Consider the following 16,402-nt stretch of genomic DNA (forward strand, 5'->3'; position numbering starts at 1 on the left):
AACTGATGTCATTCCGCTCGAGAATTCGCGGATGGCCAAAAGGGACTGCGGTCGCCTCAGACATACCATCTCCGCGTCCTCCGCGCCTCCGCGCGAACATATTCATCGCGTCTTTGCACGAGAATGGATGCTATCCGCGCTAGGCTTGAGCGCGTGCGAGCAGGGCCTGCGCCGCCTTCAGATGCGGCGCATCGACCATCCGGCCATCCAGTTGCAATGCCCCCGCGCCGGGATGGGCGGCGAACAGATCGACGATCGCCCGCGCGCGGGCCAGTTCGTCCGCCGAGGGAGTGAAGGCGGCGTTGAGGACCGGCACCTGGGACGGGTGGATCGCCATCATCCCGGTAAAGCCGTCGCGCCGTCCGCGCGCGGCATAGGCGGCCAGTCCTTCGAGATCGCGGAAATCGGGATAGACCGTCTCGATCGCGGCGACCCCCGCCGCATGCGCCCCGAACAGGGTCAGCGAGCGGGCGAGTTGATAGGGTGGGGTATAGGCGCCATCGGCTTCCCGCGCGGTCGCGGCGCCGATCGCGGCGGGCAGATCCTCCGCGCCCCAGGTCAGCCCGGCGAGCGGGAGGCTCGACCCCGCATAGTCGCCCAGCCGGAACAGCGCGGTCGGGGTCTCGGTGGCGATCGGCAGGATCGGGATATGGTTCACCCCGCGCGCCGCCAGCGCATGGAGGCTGACCAGCCCCTCGGCCTTGGGCAGCACGATGCCATCGGGCCGGGCGGGTAGCACCGCCGCCAGGTCGTCCGCCGCCAGCGGCCCGTCGACCGGGTTGATCCGCACGAACAGCGCCACCGCACCGTCACGCGGCTCCGTCAGGAACCGGGCGACCGCGTCGCGCGCGTGCGGCTTGGCATCGGGGGCGACCGCATCCTCCAGGTCGAGGATCAGCGCGTCGGCGCCCGATCCCATCGCCTTGGCCATCCGGTCCGGCCGGTCGCCCGGCACGAACAGCAGCGAACGCAGCCGCATGGCGTTTTAGCGTCCCATCTCGGCCAGCTTGCGCTCCCAGGCGAGCGCGTCGCGGACGATACCGTCCAGATCGTCGCGCTCGGGACGCCAGGCCAGGGTGGACAGGATCGCGCCATTGTCCGCGACCAGCTCCGCCGGATCGCCCGCGCGGCGACCCTCCAGGCGGCGCTCGATCGTGTGATTGGTCACGCGGTCGACGGCGTCGAGCACTTCGAGGACCGAGAAGCCCCGGCCATAGCCGCAATTGAGCGTGTGGCTCTCGCCCGGCTGCGCGACCAGCCGGTCGAGCGCGGCGACATGCGCGGCGGCGAGGTCGGAGACATGGATATAGTCGCGCACCCCCGTCCCGTCGCGGGTCGGAAAGTCGGTGCCATAGACGCCGACAGCCTCGCGCTTGCCGATCGCCGCCTCGACCGCGATCTTGATGAGGTGGGTCGCGCCGACCGTCGACTGGCCCGACCGGCCCTGCGGGTCCGCGCCCGCGACGTTGAAGTAACGCAGCGCGCAGTAATTGATCGGATGCGCGGCGGCGACGTCCTTCAGCATGATCTCGGTCATCAGCTTGGACATGCCGTAGGGGTTGATCGGCGCCTTGGGATCATTCTCCGCGACCGGCACCTTTTCGGGCGTGCCATAGGTGGCGGCGGTCGAGGAGAAGATGAAGTGTGGCACGCCCTCCGCCACCGCGCTCTCGATCAGCGAGCGGCTGGCGGCGGTGTTGTTGCGGTAATATTTGAGCGGATCGCTGACCGATTCCGGCACCACGACCGAACCGGCAAAATGCATGATCGCGCGGACCCGGTGCTCGCGGATCGCGGCGCGGACCTGGTCGTCGTCCGCCACGTTCGCCACCACCAGCGCGGCGCGCGGATCGACCGCCCAGTCGAAGCCGGTGACCAGATTGTCGAGCACGACGACCTCATGGCCCGCATCCAGAAGGGCCAGCACGGCATGGCTGCCGATATAGCCCGCGCCACCCGTCACCATCACCTTGCCGTCGATCGTCGTCATCACTTTGTCCCGAACCCTTGGATTGCCGTGGCCTAGCGCCTTCCTATCTAAGCATACAAGACGACGAGGAGATTTCGCGTGACTGAGTATGTGACACTGGCGGGTGGCTGCTTCTGGTGCACCGAGGCGGTGTTCAAGGACGTGATCGGCGTGGAATCGGTCGAAAGCGGCTATATCGGCGGCACCGTCCCCAACCCGACCTACAAGCAGGTCTGCGGCGGCGACACCGGCCATGCCGAGGCGATCCGCATCGGTTTCGATCCCGAGCAGCTGGCGCTGGACGACCTGCTGGACATCTATTTCGCGACGCATGATCCGACGCAGCTCAACCGGCAGGGCAATGACGTCGGGACCCAGTATCGCTCGGCCATGTTCCCGGCCGACGAGCGCCAGGAAGCCGCGATGAAGGCCGCCGCCGAACGCGCCCAGGCGGGTTCCGACAAGCCGATCGTCACGACGATCGAGCCGATGGCGCCGTGGTATCCGGCGGAGGATTACCATCAGGATTATTGGGAAACGTCGGGCCGGTCGAACCCCTATTGCATGGCGGTGATCCCGCCCAAGCTCCAGAAGCTGCGCAAGAGCTTCGCCGCGCGGTCGAAGGCGGTGACGGCGTAATTTCGCCTCGGGCGAGGTCCGGGGCGTGCGCTTCGACTTCGCTCAGCGCGAACGGGGCTTTGGCCGGACCCACCCTCCGTTCAGCCTGAGCGCAGTCGAAGGCCAAGGGATTGGCGGAGCCGAAACCCCTATCGCGTCGCCGCGCGCCGCAACCGGTCGTTGATCGCCTCCCCGATCCCCTCGACCGGGATCGGCGCGATGGCCAGCCTGGGGCGGTCGCCGGCATCGGCGCGGTGGAGCGCGTCGAACAGCTTCGCCGCCGCCTCGACCGGATCGCCGCTGGCGGACAGCGTATCCTGCCCCGCCACCGCGCCGAACCCGATCAGCCACTCATCCGCCGCCGCCTCGGTCGCGTTCAACCTCAGGGGCTTGCGCGGTGCGTAATGACTGGCGAGCTGTCCCGGCGCGGTCACGATGGCGGGCGCGTCCGGGCCCTGCTCGACGGACCCCAGTACCTCCGACAGCATCGACGCGGTGACGGGGCCGGGGCGAAGGATGGTGCGGCCGGCGACGATGGTCGATTCCAGCCCCGCCTCGGTCGCGCCATCGTCCAGGATCGGCACGGCGGAGCCCAGGCTGGCGCGGACATGCGCGGCGCGGGTCGGGCTGATCCCGCCGCTGGCGTTGGCGGAAGGGGCGGCGAGGGGGCGACCGCTCTCCGCCAGCAGCGCCTGCATCGCCCGGTGGCGGGGCACGCGGATCGCGACCGTCTCCAGCCCAGCCGTCACCAGCGAGGCGATGCCCGACCCGGCGCGCACCGGCAGGACCAGCGTCAGCGGCCCGGGCCAGAACGCCTCGGCCAGCGCCAGCGCATCGGTATCGAACAGCGCCAGCTTCTGTGCCGCCGCCAGATCGGCGACATGCACGATCAAGGGGTTGAACGAAGGGCGCCCCTTGGCCGTATAGATGCGCGCGACCGCTCCGGCGTCGGTGGCGTCGGCGGCCAGGCCATAGACGGTCTCGGTCGGCACCGCGACGATCCCGCCCGCCAGAATGACATCGGCGGCGGCGCGGATCGCGAGCGGGGAGAAGGCCAGGGTCGGATCGTGGTCGGGAAAGCGCATGGTCGCGCCGCCCTATACAAGCTCGCCGCCGCCGCGATAAGGGGTGGTCCGCGTCCCCCTTCGACAATCGGCATTCGGCACCCTATCTGGCGGATCATGTTCGATCTCGATTCCTATCTCGCCCGCATCGCCCTTCCGTCGCGCGTCACCGTCGATGCCGAGGGACTGGCCCGGCTGCAATGGGCGCACCGGCTGGCCATTCCGTTCGAGAATCTCGATGTGCGGCTGGGCCGCCCGATCGCGATCGACAGCGACAGCGTCTTCGCCAAGCTGGTGACCGCCAAGCGCGGCGGCTATTGTTTCGAGCAGAACCGGCTGTTCCTCGACGCGCTGGCCGCGCACGGCTTTGCCGCGCGCCCGCTGCTCGCCCGCGTCTGGCTGCGCGCCAGCGACGTGCCGCCGACCACCCATACGTTCAGCCTGGTCCATATCGACGGGCAGGACTGGATCGCCGATGCGGGCTTCGGGGGCAGCTATTCGCCGCCCATGCCCTTGGTCGACGGGGCGGAGGCGACCGCGCCCGACGGTGCGCGCTTCCGGCTGGCCCGCGATGTCCAGCATGGCTGGATGCTGCTGCGCAACGGTCATCCGGGGCATACCGATGGCCGCTCGACGGGCGATGGGTGGGAGCCGCAGTACAGCTTCACCACCGATCAGGTCTGGGACGCGGATCTGATCCTGGGCAATCACTGGACCGCGACCGCCGAGGACAGCCGGTTCCGCCAGGCCAATATCGTCAGCATCATCCTGCCACACGGCTTCGCCTCGCTGACCGACCGGCATTATCGCCGCCGGGTCGGCCAGGACGAGACCAGCGCGACGCTGAGCGATCCGCGCGTCTATCGGATGCGGATGAGCCTGATGTTCGGCATCGACCTGACCGCCGACGAGACGGCCAGCCTGTTCGCGGACTGACCCAAGCGCCGCGTCACTCCGCCCGGCGGAACTGCCAGCGGTCGAAGTCGAACAGCGCGTCGCCATCGCCGTGGAAGACCAGATACAGGTCGTGCACGCCGTTCGCTCCGGTGACGGCGGCGGTCCGGGGCCGCCAGTCGGGGCCCGTATCCTCGGCGAGCGTCAGCGTCCCGATCTGCGGGCCGTCCACCCGGTCGAGGTGCAGGGTAATCGTCGGGCGGCCCCGCACCTTGGTAACACTGGCGGCGAAGCTGGCCGCGCCGCGCCCGAAATCGACGCCGCCGACCTTGATATAGCTGCGGTCGGCGATGCGGGTGACATGGACGCTTCCGTCATCCCCTTGCGCCGTCGTCACGCCGGGGGCCCAGCGATAGGGCCGGTCGCGATCGCGCCCGATGCGCGAGGTCCAGGCGATCGTCTCCGCCTCGACCCAGCGATAGGGATCGAGCGGTTCGATCTGGTCTACGCCGCGATCGTCCCACCAGGGCAGGCGCGGGATGGTGCCATCGGCATTATAGGTGAATTGCCGCAGGGTGATCGAGCGCCGCTCGTGATGGATCGGTGTCAGCGCGAAGTTCAGCTCATAGTGGAAGCCGAACAGATAGGATCGGCCCTTATAGTCGATGATGCCGGGATGATTGCCGGTGGAGGCGGCGGTCGGATCCATGACCGGCCCCTTGTGCACCCACGGGCCGGTGGCCTTGCTGCTCATCGCATAGCCGATCCCTTCGGGACAGCAGCTTGAGGCATAGGCCATGTAGTAATGCGGGCCGCGTTTGTAGAACCAGGGCCCCTCCTGATAATCGATCGGCTTGGCGACCTTCACCACCGCGCCGGACGTGCTGGTCATGTCGCGGTTCAGCTTGACGTACCACAGGTCGGGATTGCCCCAGTAGAGATAGGCCTGGCCGTCATCGTCGATCGCCACGGTGGGGTCGATCGCGCCCGCGCGCGCGGGGATCAGCGGCTTGCCCAGCGGATCGCGGAACGGCCCCTCCGGCCGGTCGGCGACCGCGACCCCGATCACCGTGTCGGGCTTCCCCGCCACCCGAACGGGCGCATAGAGATAGAATTTGCCGTTCCGCGCGATCACCTGCGGTGCCCAGGCGCCATTGTCCTGCTCGGCCCAGGCGAAGGTCTTGAGCGAGGCGGGCGATCCCCGGTCGGTCCAGTTGACCATGTCGGTCGAGCTATAGAGTCGCCAGTCGCGCATATCGAATCCGGTCGCGCCATCTTCGTCATGACCGGCATAGAGATAGACGACGCCGTCATGGACCAGCGGTGCCGGGTCGGCGGTGAAGCGGGTCTGGATGACGGGATTGTCGGCCCGCGCCGCGCCGGGAATGATCCCCATCATCATCAGGGCCAATGCCCCCAGTCCCGACCGCCATCCGTCCTTCATGTCGCTCCCCCTTCTTTTCCTCCCCTGGAAGGGGAGGTGGCAGGCCGTCAGGCCTGACGGAGGGGCGTCGCCCTATCGAGAGCGGGACACCCCTCCACCATGCTATGCGTGGTCCCCTCCCCTTGCAGGGGAGGAATACTTGATCGTCGATCCGGCTCAGAACCGGAAACGCACGCCCGCCGACAACAGGCTCGCCTCCCACCGGATGTCGCGCGGATAGCGCGGGTCCTTCACATAGCTGTGGTACGGCGTGCGCAGCAAATTGGTCGCGTCCACCGTCAGCGTGATATTGTCGTTCACATTATAGCTGGCCGACAGATCGAGCCGCCCGACCCCGCCCGAATAGACGGTGGTATAGACGCCCGGCGCACCGAAGCCGTCCACATTGGAGCTACGGTAATTATAGGCCAGTCGCACGCTCGTCGGCCCCAGCTCGTACAGGCCGATGACGTTGAAGCTGTACTTGGACACGCCGGGCAGGGTGTTGCGCCCGCCGGCGAAATTGGCGGCGGAGGGCAGGACCTGCTCACCATCGATATAGGTGAAGTTGGCCTGCGCCCCGAGCCCACGCAACGCCCCGGGCAGGAAGTCGAAGAAGGTGGTGCCCGCCACCTCGATCCCCTTGATCGTGCCCGATCCCGCATTGGACGGGCGATAGACCAGAATGTCGCCGAACGGCGCGACATTGACGATCTGCGGCAGCGAATTGATGAAGCCGTTGATCTTGCGGTAGAATCCCGCGACCGACACCGACCCGGTCCGCGAGAAATAATATTCCAGCGAGGCGTCGTAATTGTCCGACCGGATCGGTTGCAGGTTCGGGTTGCCGCCATTGCCGGTGTAGGAAATATTGCCCCCGACCGTGCCCTGCGAGACGGTCAGTGTCGGGTTGATCTGGTTGAAACCGGGCCGCGACAGTGCCTGGGTCCGCGACAGGCGCAGCTTCAGCCGGTCGGTGAAGTGCAACTGCGCGCTGATGTTCGGCAGGATGTCGGTATATTGCGTCGAGGAGTTGATCGGGACCAGCACGGTGCCGCCATTGCCATCGGGCAACTGGTTGGTGCCGTTCAGCTTGTTGCGGGTCAGGATCACGCGCGCGCCGATCACGCCGTCGACGGGGATGCCGATGTTGAAGGCGTAATTGACCTGCGCATAGGTGGTATAGACCTGCTCGCGCGCCTGGAAGGCGTTGAGCGGGTTGAGATTGGGCAGCTCGGGCGCCCAGGCGGCACGCGTGCCCGCATCCGCTCCGGCGCGGACCAGCGCGTCGCGGATATAGTCGCGGACATTGTTCAACTGGTCGTTGAACAGGAAGGCGTTGGGGGCGTACCAGGACCGGAACTGTTGCACGTCGTCGCCGTGGAAGCCCGGCTGGACCAAGCCGCCCTGCGACACGGTCGGCACCCGGTTGATCGGGTCCCCCAGGCTGACCAGCGAGGCATAGCGATCGCCATAGACCGAGCTGGCGTTGCGATCGCCGTAACGCAGGCCGAACAGGAATTTGGGGAAAAGCGACGAACCCGTCTCGAGCGCGACATTGCCCTGCCACTGCCACTGGCTGCCGACCGCGCGGCTGCGATTCTCGATCAGGCCCCGCATGATGAAGCTGTCGGGATTGGTGAAGTCGACCCCGCTGGGCGTGAAGTTCACGCTGCCCTGGTCGTTCAGCTTGACCGCCAGCGACAGCGGCGTCGCGACCTGGGTCTGGAACTGGCCCCAATTGTTGTTCGAGGTCGAGCGCGTATAGGCGAGGTCGGTGGTGAAGACGGCGTTGCCGGTCTCCCACTTGGCACCCAGCGCACCCTGATAGGTGTCGGTGCGGCTGGTGCCGAATTCCTTGCTGGGCCCGTTGACCAGCCCCAGGTCCACGTCGAAGGATTCGAGCGTCGTACCGTCCTGGGTCAGCACCGCGTTGCGGATCGTCGGCGGGTTGCCGCCATTGGGATTGGACTGGATCGGGATGCCAAAAAAGTCGTTGGCGTTGCGGTTGCGATAGCCCTGATACAAGCCATCGGCATAGATCATGAGGTTGTCGGCGGGCTTCCACTGGAGCGAGCCGTTGACCGAGGGCCGCTGGCGGGTGCCGCGCCCGTAGAACAGGCCGATATCCTGCGGGAAGGTGAAGTTGCGGCCGACCGAGGCGGGCAGGACCGCTTGTGCGGCGGGGACATTGTCCTGAAAGCCCTGATAGCGGACCGAGTTCAGGAAGCGGGTCTGGGTGAAGGAGACGTTGACCAGCGCGCCGATCTCCCCGATCCCGGTCTGCCACCGGTCGCTGACCAGCAGGCTGCCGATCGGGTCGAGCTTGCGCGATTCGGTGTTGTAGACGCCGCGCGCCGCGCCCGCGATCTGGAAGCCCTTGAAGTCGAACGGGCGACGCAGGCCCACGTCGATCAGGCCCGCGATGCCGCCTTCGAGATTGTCGGCGGTCGTTGCCTTGTAGACCTCGACCCGCGACAGCGCCTGAGCGGGGAAGTCTTGGATCGAGACCGATCGGCCATCGGCGGTGAAGATCTCGCGGCCCTGCACCGTCGTCTGGACATTGGGCAGGCCGCGGATCAGCACGCCATTGGCTTCGTCGGCATAGCGGGTGACCTGCACGCCGGTGACGCGCGCGATCGCCTCGGCGGCGTTGTTGTCGGGGAATTTGCCGATATCCTCGGCCACCAGCGCATCGACGATCGCGTCCGAGTTGCGCTTGATGTTCTGCGCGTTGCTCAGGCTCTGGCGGATGCCGGTGACGATGATGTCGGCGCTGCCCGGTGCCGTCTGGCCGGCGGGCTGCTCCTGTGGCTGATCCGGCGCGGGTTCGGCCTGGGGCGCCTGGCTCTGGGCGGTCGCGGGGGCGGCCAGCGCCAGGGTGGCGAGAATGGATGCCGAGGCCAAAAGGCCACCGATCGATGCGTGCTTCATAAACCCCTCCTTTGATATTCTTAATGAAAACGTTTTCGGTCGTGGTCGGATTCCGGATGCGCCGTATTCGGCGTCACCCGGAATCCGGTCGTTCAGGGCATGGGTGAGACGGTGATCCGGTCGATATTGGGCGCGAAGCGCGATCGGAGCAGGACGCCGGGCCAGGTCTTGGACGCATAGGTGCGGCCGTCCCAATCGGGCTGCTCCTCGCCCGCGATCCGGATGGTGTTGGTCCCGGCGCGCAAGGTGACGGGTACCGTCATCTCCCACCAATTGTTGGCGTGGAAGCTGTTGGGGAAGGTCGCCAGGATCGGCTTGGCGCCGTTGACCGAGATGCGCGCGATCCGGGCGAGCGGGTCGGGATTGTAATGCGTCGCCTTGGACTGTTCGTCATTGGAGAAGCGGACGGTCAGCGCATAGCTGCCCGCTCTGTCGGCGACGACATTGGGGAAGGTCAGCGTGTTGCCGTTGCCCGGCGCGCCACCGATGTCGAACACCGCGCGTCCGCCGCTCGCCAGCGAGGCCGCGCCGATCCGTGCGGTCCCGGCAACCTGCGCGGCCTCCGCCTCGTAGCGACGGGGGGCGTCGGGGGCGGTGTCGCGGGTGACGGTCAGGCCGCGCAGACGCGCCGCGCCGGTCACCTCGACCTTGTTGATCCCGCCGAGCAGAAATGCCTCGCCCCCGGTCAGGGGCCGGTCGTTGACGCGGATCTGCACCGGGCCGCTCGCGTCGGCGGTCAGTGTCGCCGCTTCGTCCTGCACGCCGTAAACCCAGAAGGTGGCGGTATCGCCCGCCACCATCGCGTCGCGCACGTCGTAGCGGACCGTGGTGACGGCGGGATCGGCGGCGGTCAGGGTGATGCGGTCGACCAGTGCGTTGCCCCGCGTCGCGCGCGTGCCGTCCAGGCTGCGCGTCGCCAGCGTCAGGACATGCTTGCCGCGCGTCAGGCTGACGACGGTATCGACATGGTCGAGCACCGAGGGCTTGTAGCCCAGCGGCAGGAACAGCTCGGTCTCGCCCGCTTTCTGCCCGTCGATCCGCAGGAAGACGTTGGTCGCCCCCTGGTCGGTGACGAGCGGGTCCTTGTTGAAGGTGCTGGCGAGCACGCGCAGGTCGTAGCGGCCCGTGCGCGGCACCTCGACCGCGAAGTCGAGCGCGGCGTCGGCACCAGTCTTGAACCCCTCGACCGAGTAACCGCCCGAGGTGTGGAAACGGTCGACATGATCCGGCGACCCCTCCGGCCCGCGTACCGCCAGGCCCTGGCCCCGCCGGGTCGCCTTCTCCGCCTCATAATCCTGTCGCCAGGGCAGGGTGACGGCGGCGGCCTGAGTCCCTTCCGCCGGGGTGAGCAGCAGCTCATAGGCGGCCTCTTCGCGAAGCGCGGGCCAGTCACCCTGGCCGAAGGTCAGTTCGATGCGGCCATCCTTCACCGCCATCATCCGCTCGCCCATCGTGACCGGCGGGGCGGAATCACCCAACTGGCCGGTCCAGCCGATCTCACGCACGCGAACCCGGACCTCGGAGCCGAACGCGGCGGGGACATGGGCGAGCGCGACCGTCGCGTCGCCGCTCTTGCCGCCGAACAGCAGGCGCATCTGCCGCCGCGCGGGGTCGAGCGTCGCCAGCCCCTGCAATGTATAGCTCTGGTCGGGATGGGGCGGGGTGACGGCCAGCGTATGGCCGCTCATCGTCGCATAGGCGTTGAGCAGCCACCATTGCCCGTTGCCGCGATTGGCCTGCACGGCGGAGTCGCTGAGATTCCCGTCGATATTCCAATAGGCGATATCGGCATCGACCTTGGAATCCTCGATCGCCGCCACCCACTGCACCATCTGGCCGGGGACCGAGGTGTGATAGTTATAGGCATATTCGTTGATGTTGATGGGCAGGTGGCGACCCTGCCACTTGGTCCCGGCGAACAGCCGGTCCTCCCATTCGCGATACTTGCGCACGCTGGTCCGCACCGCCGCCGGGTTGCTGAGTTCGTGCCAGGTCACCACGTCGGGCATGGTGTCCGCCGCGATGGCGTGGCGCAGAAAGCCCTCGACCTCGGGGAACAGGATGCTGGTGTTCGGCCCCGCGATCCGCGCGCCGGGCAGTTCCTGGCGGATCATCCGCACCGCCCGGTCCCAGGCGTCGTTGAAGGCGGTCGGGTCCTTCTGCCACTTCACGCCGTTGCAGCTCTTGGGACCGTCGGCGAACATGTTGCCGTCGGGCTCGTTATAGGGGACGAAGACGATCCGGTCGCGATAGCGCTTGGCCATGCCCTTCACCTGGCGGACCTGGGCGCGCAACTGTTCGATATAATGCGCGACCGATTGCGCGCAGTCGCCGGTCTTCCAATTGTAGGGAAACTCGCGGTTGATATCGGTCATGTAGATATAGGTGTCGCCGCCTGACGCATCGGTCAGCAGGGTCGAGACCTCCAGCGCATCGGCGCCGGGATGCTGCGGCCCGTCCTGCGCCTTGGTCGAGACGGTGCGAAGCCCGATCCCCTCGACCAGATTGGGATGCGGCAGCCGCGCATCGTACAGGCCATAGAGCGTCCCCGACGCACCGCCGTGAAAGGCCCCGGTATCGCTGGCCAGATCGACGGTCAGCCGCTCCTGCGCGGAGGCGGCGATGGCGGTCGAGCCGAGCAGCGTGGCGAGGATCAGGCGAAGGGGCGAGGACATGAGGCGGGCTTTCGGCTGGAAGGTCATGCGGGGCGTTCGGCAGTCATGCGCGCGATCGTGGCGCGGTTCAGGATCAGGCGGGCGGCGGTGGCGGCCAGCGCCAGATGCATCAGGCCGGGGATGATGGTCGACAGCGCGCGGATGCCGTTCAGCGACAGTGGCGTCTGGTTGCCCGCCCCCGCCTTGTACGACACGATGACCAGCACGCCGCTGATCAACACCCCCGCCAGCGCCCAGGCGAGTTTGACGAAGAACTGGTTGAAGGCGAAGCTCATGCCCGAGGAGCGCATCCCCAGCTTCCACTCGCCATATTGGTCGGCCAACTGGATCAGGGTGAAGTGCAGCGGCAAGGTGCAGCCTAGGACGATGCAGCACAGGCCGACCAGCACCAGCCAGAGCATCGGATAGCCGCCCGGCACGAAGAAGGCGGCGAAATGCCCGGCGACCAGGATCAGGTTCACCCAGACATAGACGGTCTTCACGTCGAAACGCCGGGTGAAGAAGGGGACGATCACCGAACCCAGGAACCCGCCCGCCGTCGCGATGCCGAAGAACAGCGCCTGATAGGTGGTGTCCCCGCCCAGCACATAGGTGATGAAATAGAGCGCCGCGCCCCCCTTGGTATTGAAGATGCCGATCAGCAGCAGCGTCATGACGAAGGTCAGGCGCAACTGGTCGTTCTTCAGCGTGGTGGCGATGGCGACCTTCAGCGGTACTTCGGCACTGTCGGCGGCGACCACCCGCTCGCGCACGAACAGGAAGCAGATCAGGAACATCACCACCGCCGCCAGGCTGAGGATCGCCACCCCGTCGCGATAGCCGCGTGCGATGTCGGTGCCGCCGAGCTGGCGAACCATGATCGGCAGCCCGACCGACACGCAGAAGGAGGCGATGGCGACCAGCGCGAAACGCACCGACTGGCACGCCACGCCCTCGCGCGCGCTGTCGGTCATCCGGGTGATCAGCGCGCAATAGGGCACGTTGTTGAGCGAATAGGAGAAGGCGAGCAGGAAATAGGTCACCGCCGCATAGGCGACCTTGCCGTCATAGCCGAGGTCTGGCGACTGGAAGGTCAGGAAACAGGCGAGCCCCACGGGGATCGCGGTCCACAGCAGATAGGGGCGGAACCGGCCCCAGCGGGTCGAGGTGCGGTCGGCCATGATGCCGATCAGGGGATCGGACACCGCGTCGAAGATGCGCAGCGACAGGAACAGGATGCCGACGATCCCCGGCGCCAGGCCGAAGACGTCGGTGTAATAGAAGGTCAGGAAATTGGCGATCAGCCCGGTGACGATCGTGCCCCCCGCATCGCCGAGGCCGTAGCAGAGCTTTTCGACGAACGGGATCGACGCCGCCTGACCGTCGGTCGGCTGCGGTTCCGTCGCCCCTATGGCGTGGTCGGCGATCGATGCTGCCATTATCCTGTCCCTTGTCCCCGGTTCGCCTTTTGACGATCCCGCCTTGTCCTGTACCGCGATCAGTTCCGCGCGTCGAAAGCGTCCGCCACACCCGCACCGTCGCGCAGGAAGACGGGTATCCGTTCGACCGGGGCGGTGCAGGCGATGTCGCCGCCGCCCTCGACCCGCTCACCGGTCCAGGCGTCGCGCCAGATGCCGCGGGGCAGATAGACGCTCCGCTCCGTCACCCCCGCCGCCGTCACCGGGGCGACCAGAATGTCGGGGCCGAACATATATTGATCGTCCACCGCCCAGGCGCGCGGATCGTCGGGATAATCATAGAATATCGGCCGCATCAGCGGATCGCCGCTCTCATGCGCCGCCCGCATCAGCGACGCGACATAGGGTCGCAACCGCTCGCGCAGGGCGGCATAGTCGCGCAGGATCGCGAACACCGGCTCGCCGAAGCTCCATAGCTCGTTGCCCGCGCCGGTGTCGCACTGGGCGACGCCATCGCGGAACGGCTCGGCGGGCGGGGTGATCGGATCGCGGTGGCCGTGCATCCGCAGGATCGGCGTGAATACCGCCCATTGGAACCAGCGGATCATCAGTTCGTGGAAGGCGGGGTCCTCGACATGCCCGCCATGGAAGCCGCCGATATCGGTGGTCCACCACGGAATCCCCGCCATCGCCATGTTCAGTCCGGCGCTCAGCTGGTTGCGCATCGCCTCGAACGAGGAATGAATGTCCCCCGACCAGACCAGCGCGCCGTAACGCTGGCTCCCTGCCCAGGCGCAGCGGACGAGGCTGACGATCTCCGTCTCCCCCTCGGCGCTGAGCCCGTCGTGAAAGGCCTGGGCGTAATGGAGCGGATAGGCGTTGCCGACCTCCAGCACGCTGCCCGCGTGATAGCGGTAATTGTCGAAGTCATAGGCGCTGTATTCGGGCTCGGCCTCGTCCAGCCAGAACAGCGCGACGCCCTTGTCGCGATAGTTGCGCTTCGCCGTCCGCCACAGGAAATCGCGCGCGCCGGGATGGGTCACGTCGATGAAGCGGGTATTGCCCAGAAACTCCTGCTGCACGTCCAGCCCGCGCACCGCACGGACCAGATAGCCCTTCTCCGCCATATCGGCATAATTTTCCGAACGGTGATCGACCGTCGGCCAGACCGAGACGAGCAACTCGGTGCCCATCGCCTTCAATTCGGCGGTCATCGCGGCGGGATCGGGCCATTCGCGCTCGTCGAAGCGCCAGTCGCCCTGCACCGGCCAGTGGAAGAAATCGGCGACGATCACCGCCAGCGGAATGCCGCGCGCGTGATAGTCTCGCGCGACCGCCAGCAATTCGTCCTGCGACCGGTAGCGCAGCTTGCTCTGCCACAGGCCCAGCGCATAGTCGGGCATCATCGGCACGGTGCCGGTGACGGCGGCATAATTGCGCAGGATCTCGGCCGGAGCGTCGGCGGCGGTGATCCAATAGTCGATCTCGCGCGCCGCCCGCGCGGTCCAGGTCGCGCCATTGGCGGCGAAATGCACCTCGCCCACGGCGGGGATGTTCCACAACAGGCCATAGCCATGGCTCGACACGACGAAGGGAACGCTCGCCTGCGAATTGCGCTGCGCCAGTTCCAGGGTGCAGCCCGCCAGATCCAGATTGGGCTGCTGGTACTGGCCCATGCCGTACAGCCGCTCGCCCGGCTTCGCCTCGAACCGGACGGTGATCCGCGCGACCTCGCCGGGCAGCACCTGGAACTCGCGCCCCGACAGGCCGAGCGCGCTGATCGTGCGGACCTCCTTGGTGCCGACCGTCCAATATTGGCTGATCGTGTCGCGCTGCCGCCACTTTTCCTCCAGCAGCACCTCGCCCCGTGCATTCAGGAAGCGGACACGGCCCTGAAGATCGACTTCGGCGGTGATGCGCCCATGGGTGATGCGAGCGGTGCCGCCGTCGCGGGTGACGATTGGCGTGGACGGCGTCGTATCCGTGGGAGCGTCGAGCAGAGCGCCGGCCCGCGCACCCCGATCGGGAAAGGACGATGCCCGCAGCCGCAGGCCATCGGGGCCATGTGCCTCGATGCGCAGCCAGTTGCCATCATAGGCCCAGCCGATGGCACGAGTCTCCAGAACGAGCGTGTCCAAGCCCTATTTCCTCTCAACGCCATTCTGCGATGGCCGTAAACGTTTACGGATAATCGCTCGGACAAATGGTCCTGTCAATGCCCCTGTGGAATCAATGCCTCTTGTGTCGATCGCGCCACACCGCGATCACAGGCGCATGGACATACGCGAGCTCGCCCATCATCTCGGCCTGTCGATCGGCACGGTGTCGCGCGCGCTGAACGACCGCAAGGACGTCAGCCCCGCGACGCGGCAGCGGGTGGTCGAGGCTGCGCGGGCCTTCGGCTATATCCCCAACCAGTCGGGCCGGACCTTGCGCAGCGGGCGGACCGGGACGGTCGGTTTCATGCTGACGCTGGAGCATGACAGCGCGATCCATGGCGACCCGTTCTTCATGGCGCTGCTGGAGGGGTTACAGGACGGGCTGGGCGAGCAGGACCTGGACCTCGTCGTGCTGCTGGCGCGAAAAGGGGAGGACGGGCTGACCTTCCTGCGGCGGCATGTGTCGCGTCGCACGGTCGATGGCTGGGTGTTGTCGGGAACGCAGCATGACGATCCCCGGATCGCCTTCCTGCTGGACCAGGCCATCCCTTTCGTCGCGCTCGGGCGGACCGACACGGCGCGCGATTATGCCTGGATCGACCTGGATTTCGAAGGGGTGGTGACCGAGGCGATGGCGCTGCTGATCGGGGCGGGGCATCGCCGTATCGGGCTGGTCGCGCCGCCCGCGACGATCAACAACAGCCATATCGTGGTGCAGCGCTATCGCGACGCGTTGGCGCAGGCGGGGATCGGCTTCGACCCCGCGCTGGTCCATCATGGCGAGACGGATGAGAGCGACGGCGAAGCGACCGCCAGCGAGCTGATGGCGCTCTCCGACCGCCCGACCGCGTTGCTGCTGATGGGCGAGACCGCGCCGGTCGGGGCGTATCGCGCGCTGCGTCGGCTGGGGCTGGAGCCGGGGGGCGACGTGGCGGTGATCGGGTTGCGCGACAATCCCGCCTGCCGCGCGCTGTCGCCGGACCTGACCTGCTTCTCGCTGGAGTTGGGCGATCTGGGCCTGGCGCTGGCCCAGGCGCTGGTCGCGATGCTGCCGGGGCATCAGCGCGTCGATGACCCGCCGGTCCAGACGCTGTGGAAGATGGCACTCCGCCTGGGGCAAAGCCACCGGACCCGTAGCGAGGCGCCGATCTCGACAGTCTGACGGCGAAAAGTGCTGTCCGACAAATAATTCCCGCTTCGCATGGGGATGTGCGGAGAATCCTGTCGACTGTTCGGCCACCCTCCACCGCGCCAAGGTCGTGAACAGGA

General features: G+C 67.2%; 11 protein-coding genes. 3 read left to right on the forward strand and 8 right to left on the reverse strand.

Annotated features, from left to right (window positions below):
* Positions 1–139: 139 nt before the first annotated feature.
* Positions 140–979, reverse strand: a complete 840-nt coding sequence (locus tag OXQ33_RS14405; protein WP_267435383.1) for a CoA ester lyase — start codon at positions 977–979, stop codon at positions 140–142.
* A 6-nt stretch (positions 980–985) separates the two neighbouring features.
* Positions 986–1,990, reverse strand: a complete 1,005-nt coding sequence (gene galE / locus OXQ33_RS14410) for a UDP-glucose 4-epimerase GalE (protein ID WP_267435384.1) — start codon at positions 1,988–1,990, stop codon at positions 986–988.
* A 78-nt stretch (positions 1,991–2,068) separates the two neighbouring features.
* Between galE and msrA the strand changes: the two genes are divergently transcribed.
* On the forward strand, positions 2,069–2,608 hold the full coding sequence (msrA, locus tag OXQ33_RS14415) for a peptide-methionine (S)-S-oxide reductase MsrA (protein ID WP_267435385.1): 540 nt from the start codon (positions 2,069–2,071) through the stop codon (positions 2,606–2,608).
* Positions 2,609–2,736: 128 nt separating this feature from the next.
* Here msrA and OXQ33_RS14420 read toward each other — a convergent pair whose 3' ends face one another.
* The gene (locus OXQ33_RS14420) at positions 2,737–3,672 is read right to left on the reverse strand and encodes an L-threonylcarbamoyladenylate synthase (RefSeq protein WP_267435386.1); all 936 of its coding nucleotides are present in this window, start codon (positions 3,670–3,672) and stop codon (positions 2,737–2,739) included.
* A gap of 96 nt (positions 3,673–3,768) precedes the next feature.
* Here OXQ33_RS14420 and OXQ33_RS14425 point away from each other — a divergent pair, with 96 nt between their 5' ends.
* A complete protein-coding gene (locus OXQ33_RS14425; RefSeq protein WP_267435387.1) occupies positions 3,769–4,587 on the forward strand; it encodes an arylamine N-acetyltransferase in 819 nt (272 codons plus the stop codon).
* A 13-nt stretch (positions 4,588–4,600) separates the two neighbouring features.
* Here OXQ33_RS14425 and OXQ33_RS14430 read toward each other — a convergent pair whose 3' ends face one another.
* The 5 genes from OXQ33_RS14430 to OXQ33_RS14450 form a co-directional block, all read right to left on the reverse strand.
* Positions 4,601–5,989, reverse strand: a complete 1,389-nt coding sequence (locus OXQ33_RS14430) for a glycoside hydrolase family 43 protein (RefSeq protein ID WP_267435388.1) — start codon at positions 5,987–5,989, stop codon at positions 4,601–4,603.
* A 156-nt stretch (positions 5,990–6,145) separates the two neighbouring features.
* On the reverse strand, positions 6,146–8,902 hold the full coding sequence (locus OXQ33_RS14435; protein WP_267435389.1) for a TonB-dependent receptor: 2,757 nt from the start codon (positions 8,900–8,902) through the stop codon (positions 6,146–6,148).
* Between the two features lie 92 nt (positions 8,903–8,994).
* Positions 8,995–11,577 (reverse strand): cellulosome protein, encoded by a 2,583-nt coding sequence (locus OXQ33_RS14440; protein ID WP_267435390.1) that lies wholly within the window; start codon positions 11,575–11,577, stop codon positions 8,995–8,997.
* Positions 11,578–11,600: 23 nt separating this feature from the next.
* Positions 11,601–12,995, reverse strand: coding sequence for an MFS transporter (locus OXQ33_RS14445; protein WP_267435391.1), 1,395 nt, complete (start codon positions 12,993–12,995; stop codon positions 11,601–11,603).
* Between the two features lie 59 nt (positions 12,996–13,054).
* Entirely contained in the window at positions 13,055–15,112 is a 2,058-nt protein-coding gene (locus tag OXQ33_RS14450; RefSeq protein ID WP_267435392.1) for a glycoside hydrolase family 31 protein, read from the reverse strand.
* A gap of 136 nt (positions 15,113–15,248) precedes the next feature.
* On the opposite strand from OXQ33_RS14450, the gene OXQ33_RS14455 reads away from it, so the two are divergent.
* Entirely contained in the window at positions 15,249–16,295 is a 1,047-nt protein-coding gene (locus OXQ33_RS14455) for a substrate-binding domain-containing protein (protein ID WP_267435393.1), read from the forward strand.
* Positions 16,296–16,402 lie beyond the last annotated feature (107 nt).

The organism is Sphingomonas sp. GM_Shp_1 (genome assembly GCF_026540895.1).
Lineage (GTDB): Bacteria > Pseudomonadota > Alphaproteobacteria > Sphingomonadales > Sphingomonadaceae > Sphingomonas.

Excerpts from the sequence above, each read along its gene's own strand:
- OXQ33_RS14425 (WP_267435387.1), top strand. The coding sequence starts at position 3,769 with ATGTTCGATCTCGATTCCTATCTCGCCCGCATCGCCCTTCCGTCGCGC.
- OXQ33_RS14430 (WP_267435388.1), bottom strand. The coding sequence starts at position 5,989 with ATGAAGGACGGATGGCGGTCGGGACTGGGGGCATTGGCCCTGATGATG.
- OXQ33_RS14405 (WP_267435383.1), bottom strand. The coding sequence starts at position 979 with ATGCGGCTGCGTTCGCTGCTGTTCGTGCCGGGCGACCGGCCGGACCGG.
- OXQ33_RS14445 (WP_267435391.1), bottom strand. The coding sequence starts at position 12,995 with ATGGCAGCATCGATCGCCGACCACGCCATAGGGGCGACGGAACCGCAG.
- OXQ33_RS14435 (WP_267435389.1), bottom strand. The coding sequence starts at position 8,902 with ATGAAGCACGCATCGATCGGTGGCCTTTTGGCCTCGGCATCCATTCTC.
- OXQ33_RS14440 (WP_267435390.1), bottom strand. The coding sequence starts at position 11,577 with ATGTCCTCGCCCCTTCGCCTGATCCTCGCCACGCTGCTCGGCTCGACC.
- OXQ33_RS14420 (WP_267435386.1), bottom strand. The coding sequence starts at position 3,672 with ATGCGCTTTCCCGACCACGATCCGACCCTGGCCTTCTCCCCGCTCGCG.
- OXQ33_RS14455 (WP_267435393.1), top strand. The coding sequence starts at position 15,249 with ATGGACATACGCGAGCTCGCCCATCATCTCGGCCTGTCGATCGGCACG.
- galE (WP_267435384.1), bottom strand. The coding sequence starts at position 1,990 with ATGACGACGATCGACGGCAAGGTGATGGTGACGGGTGGCGCGGGCTAT.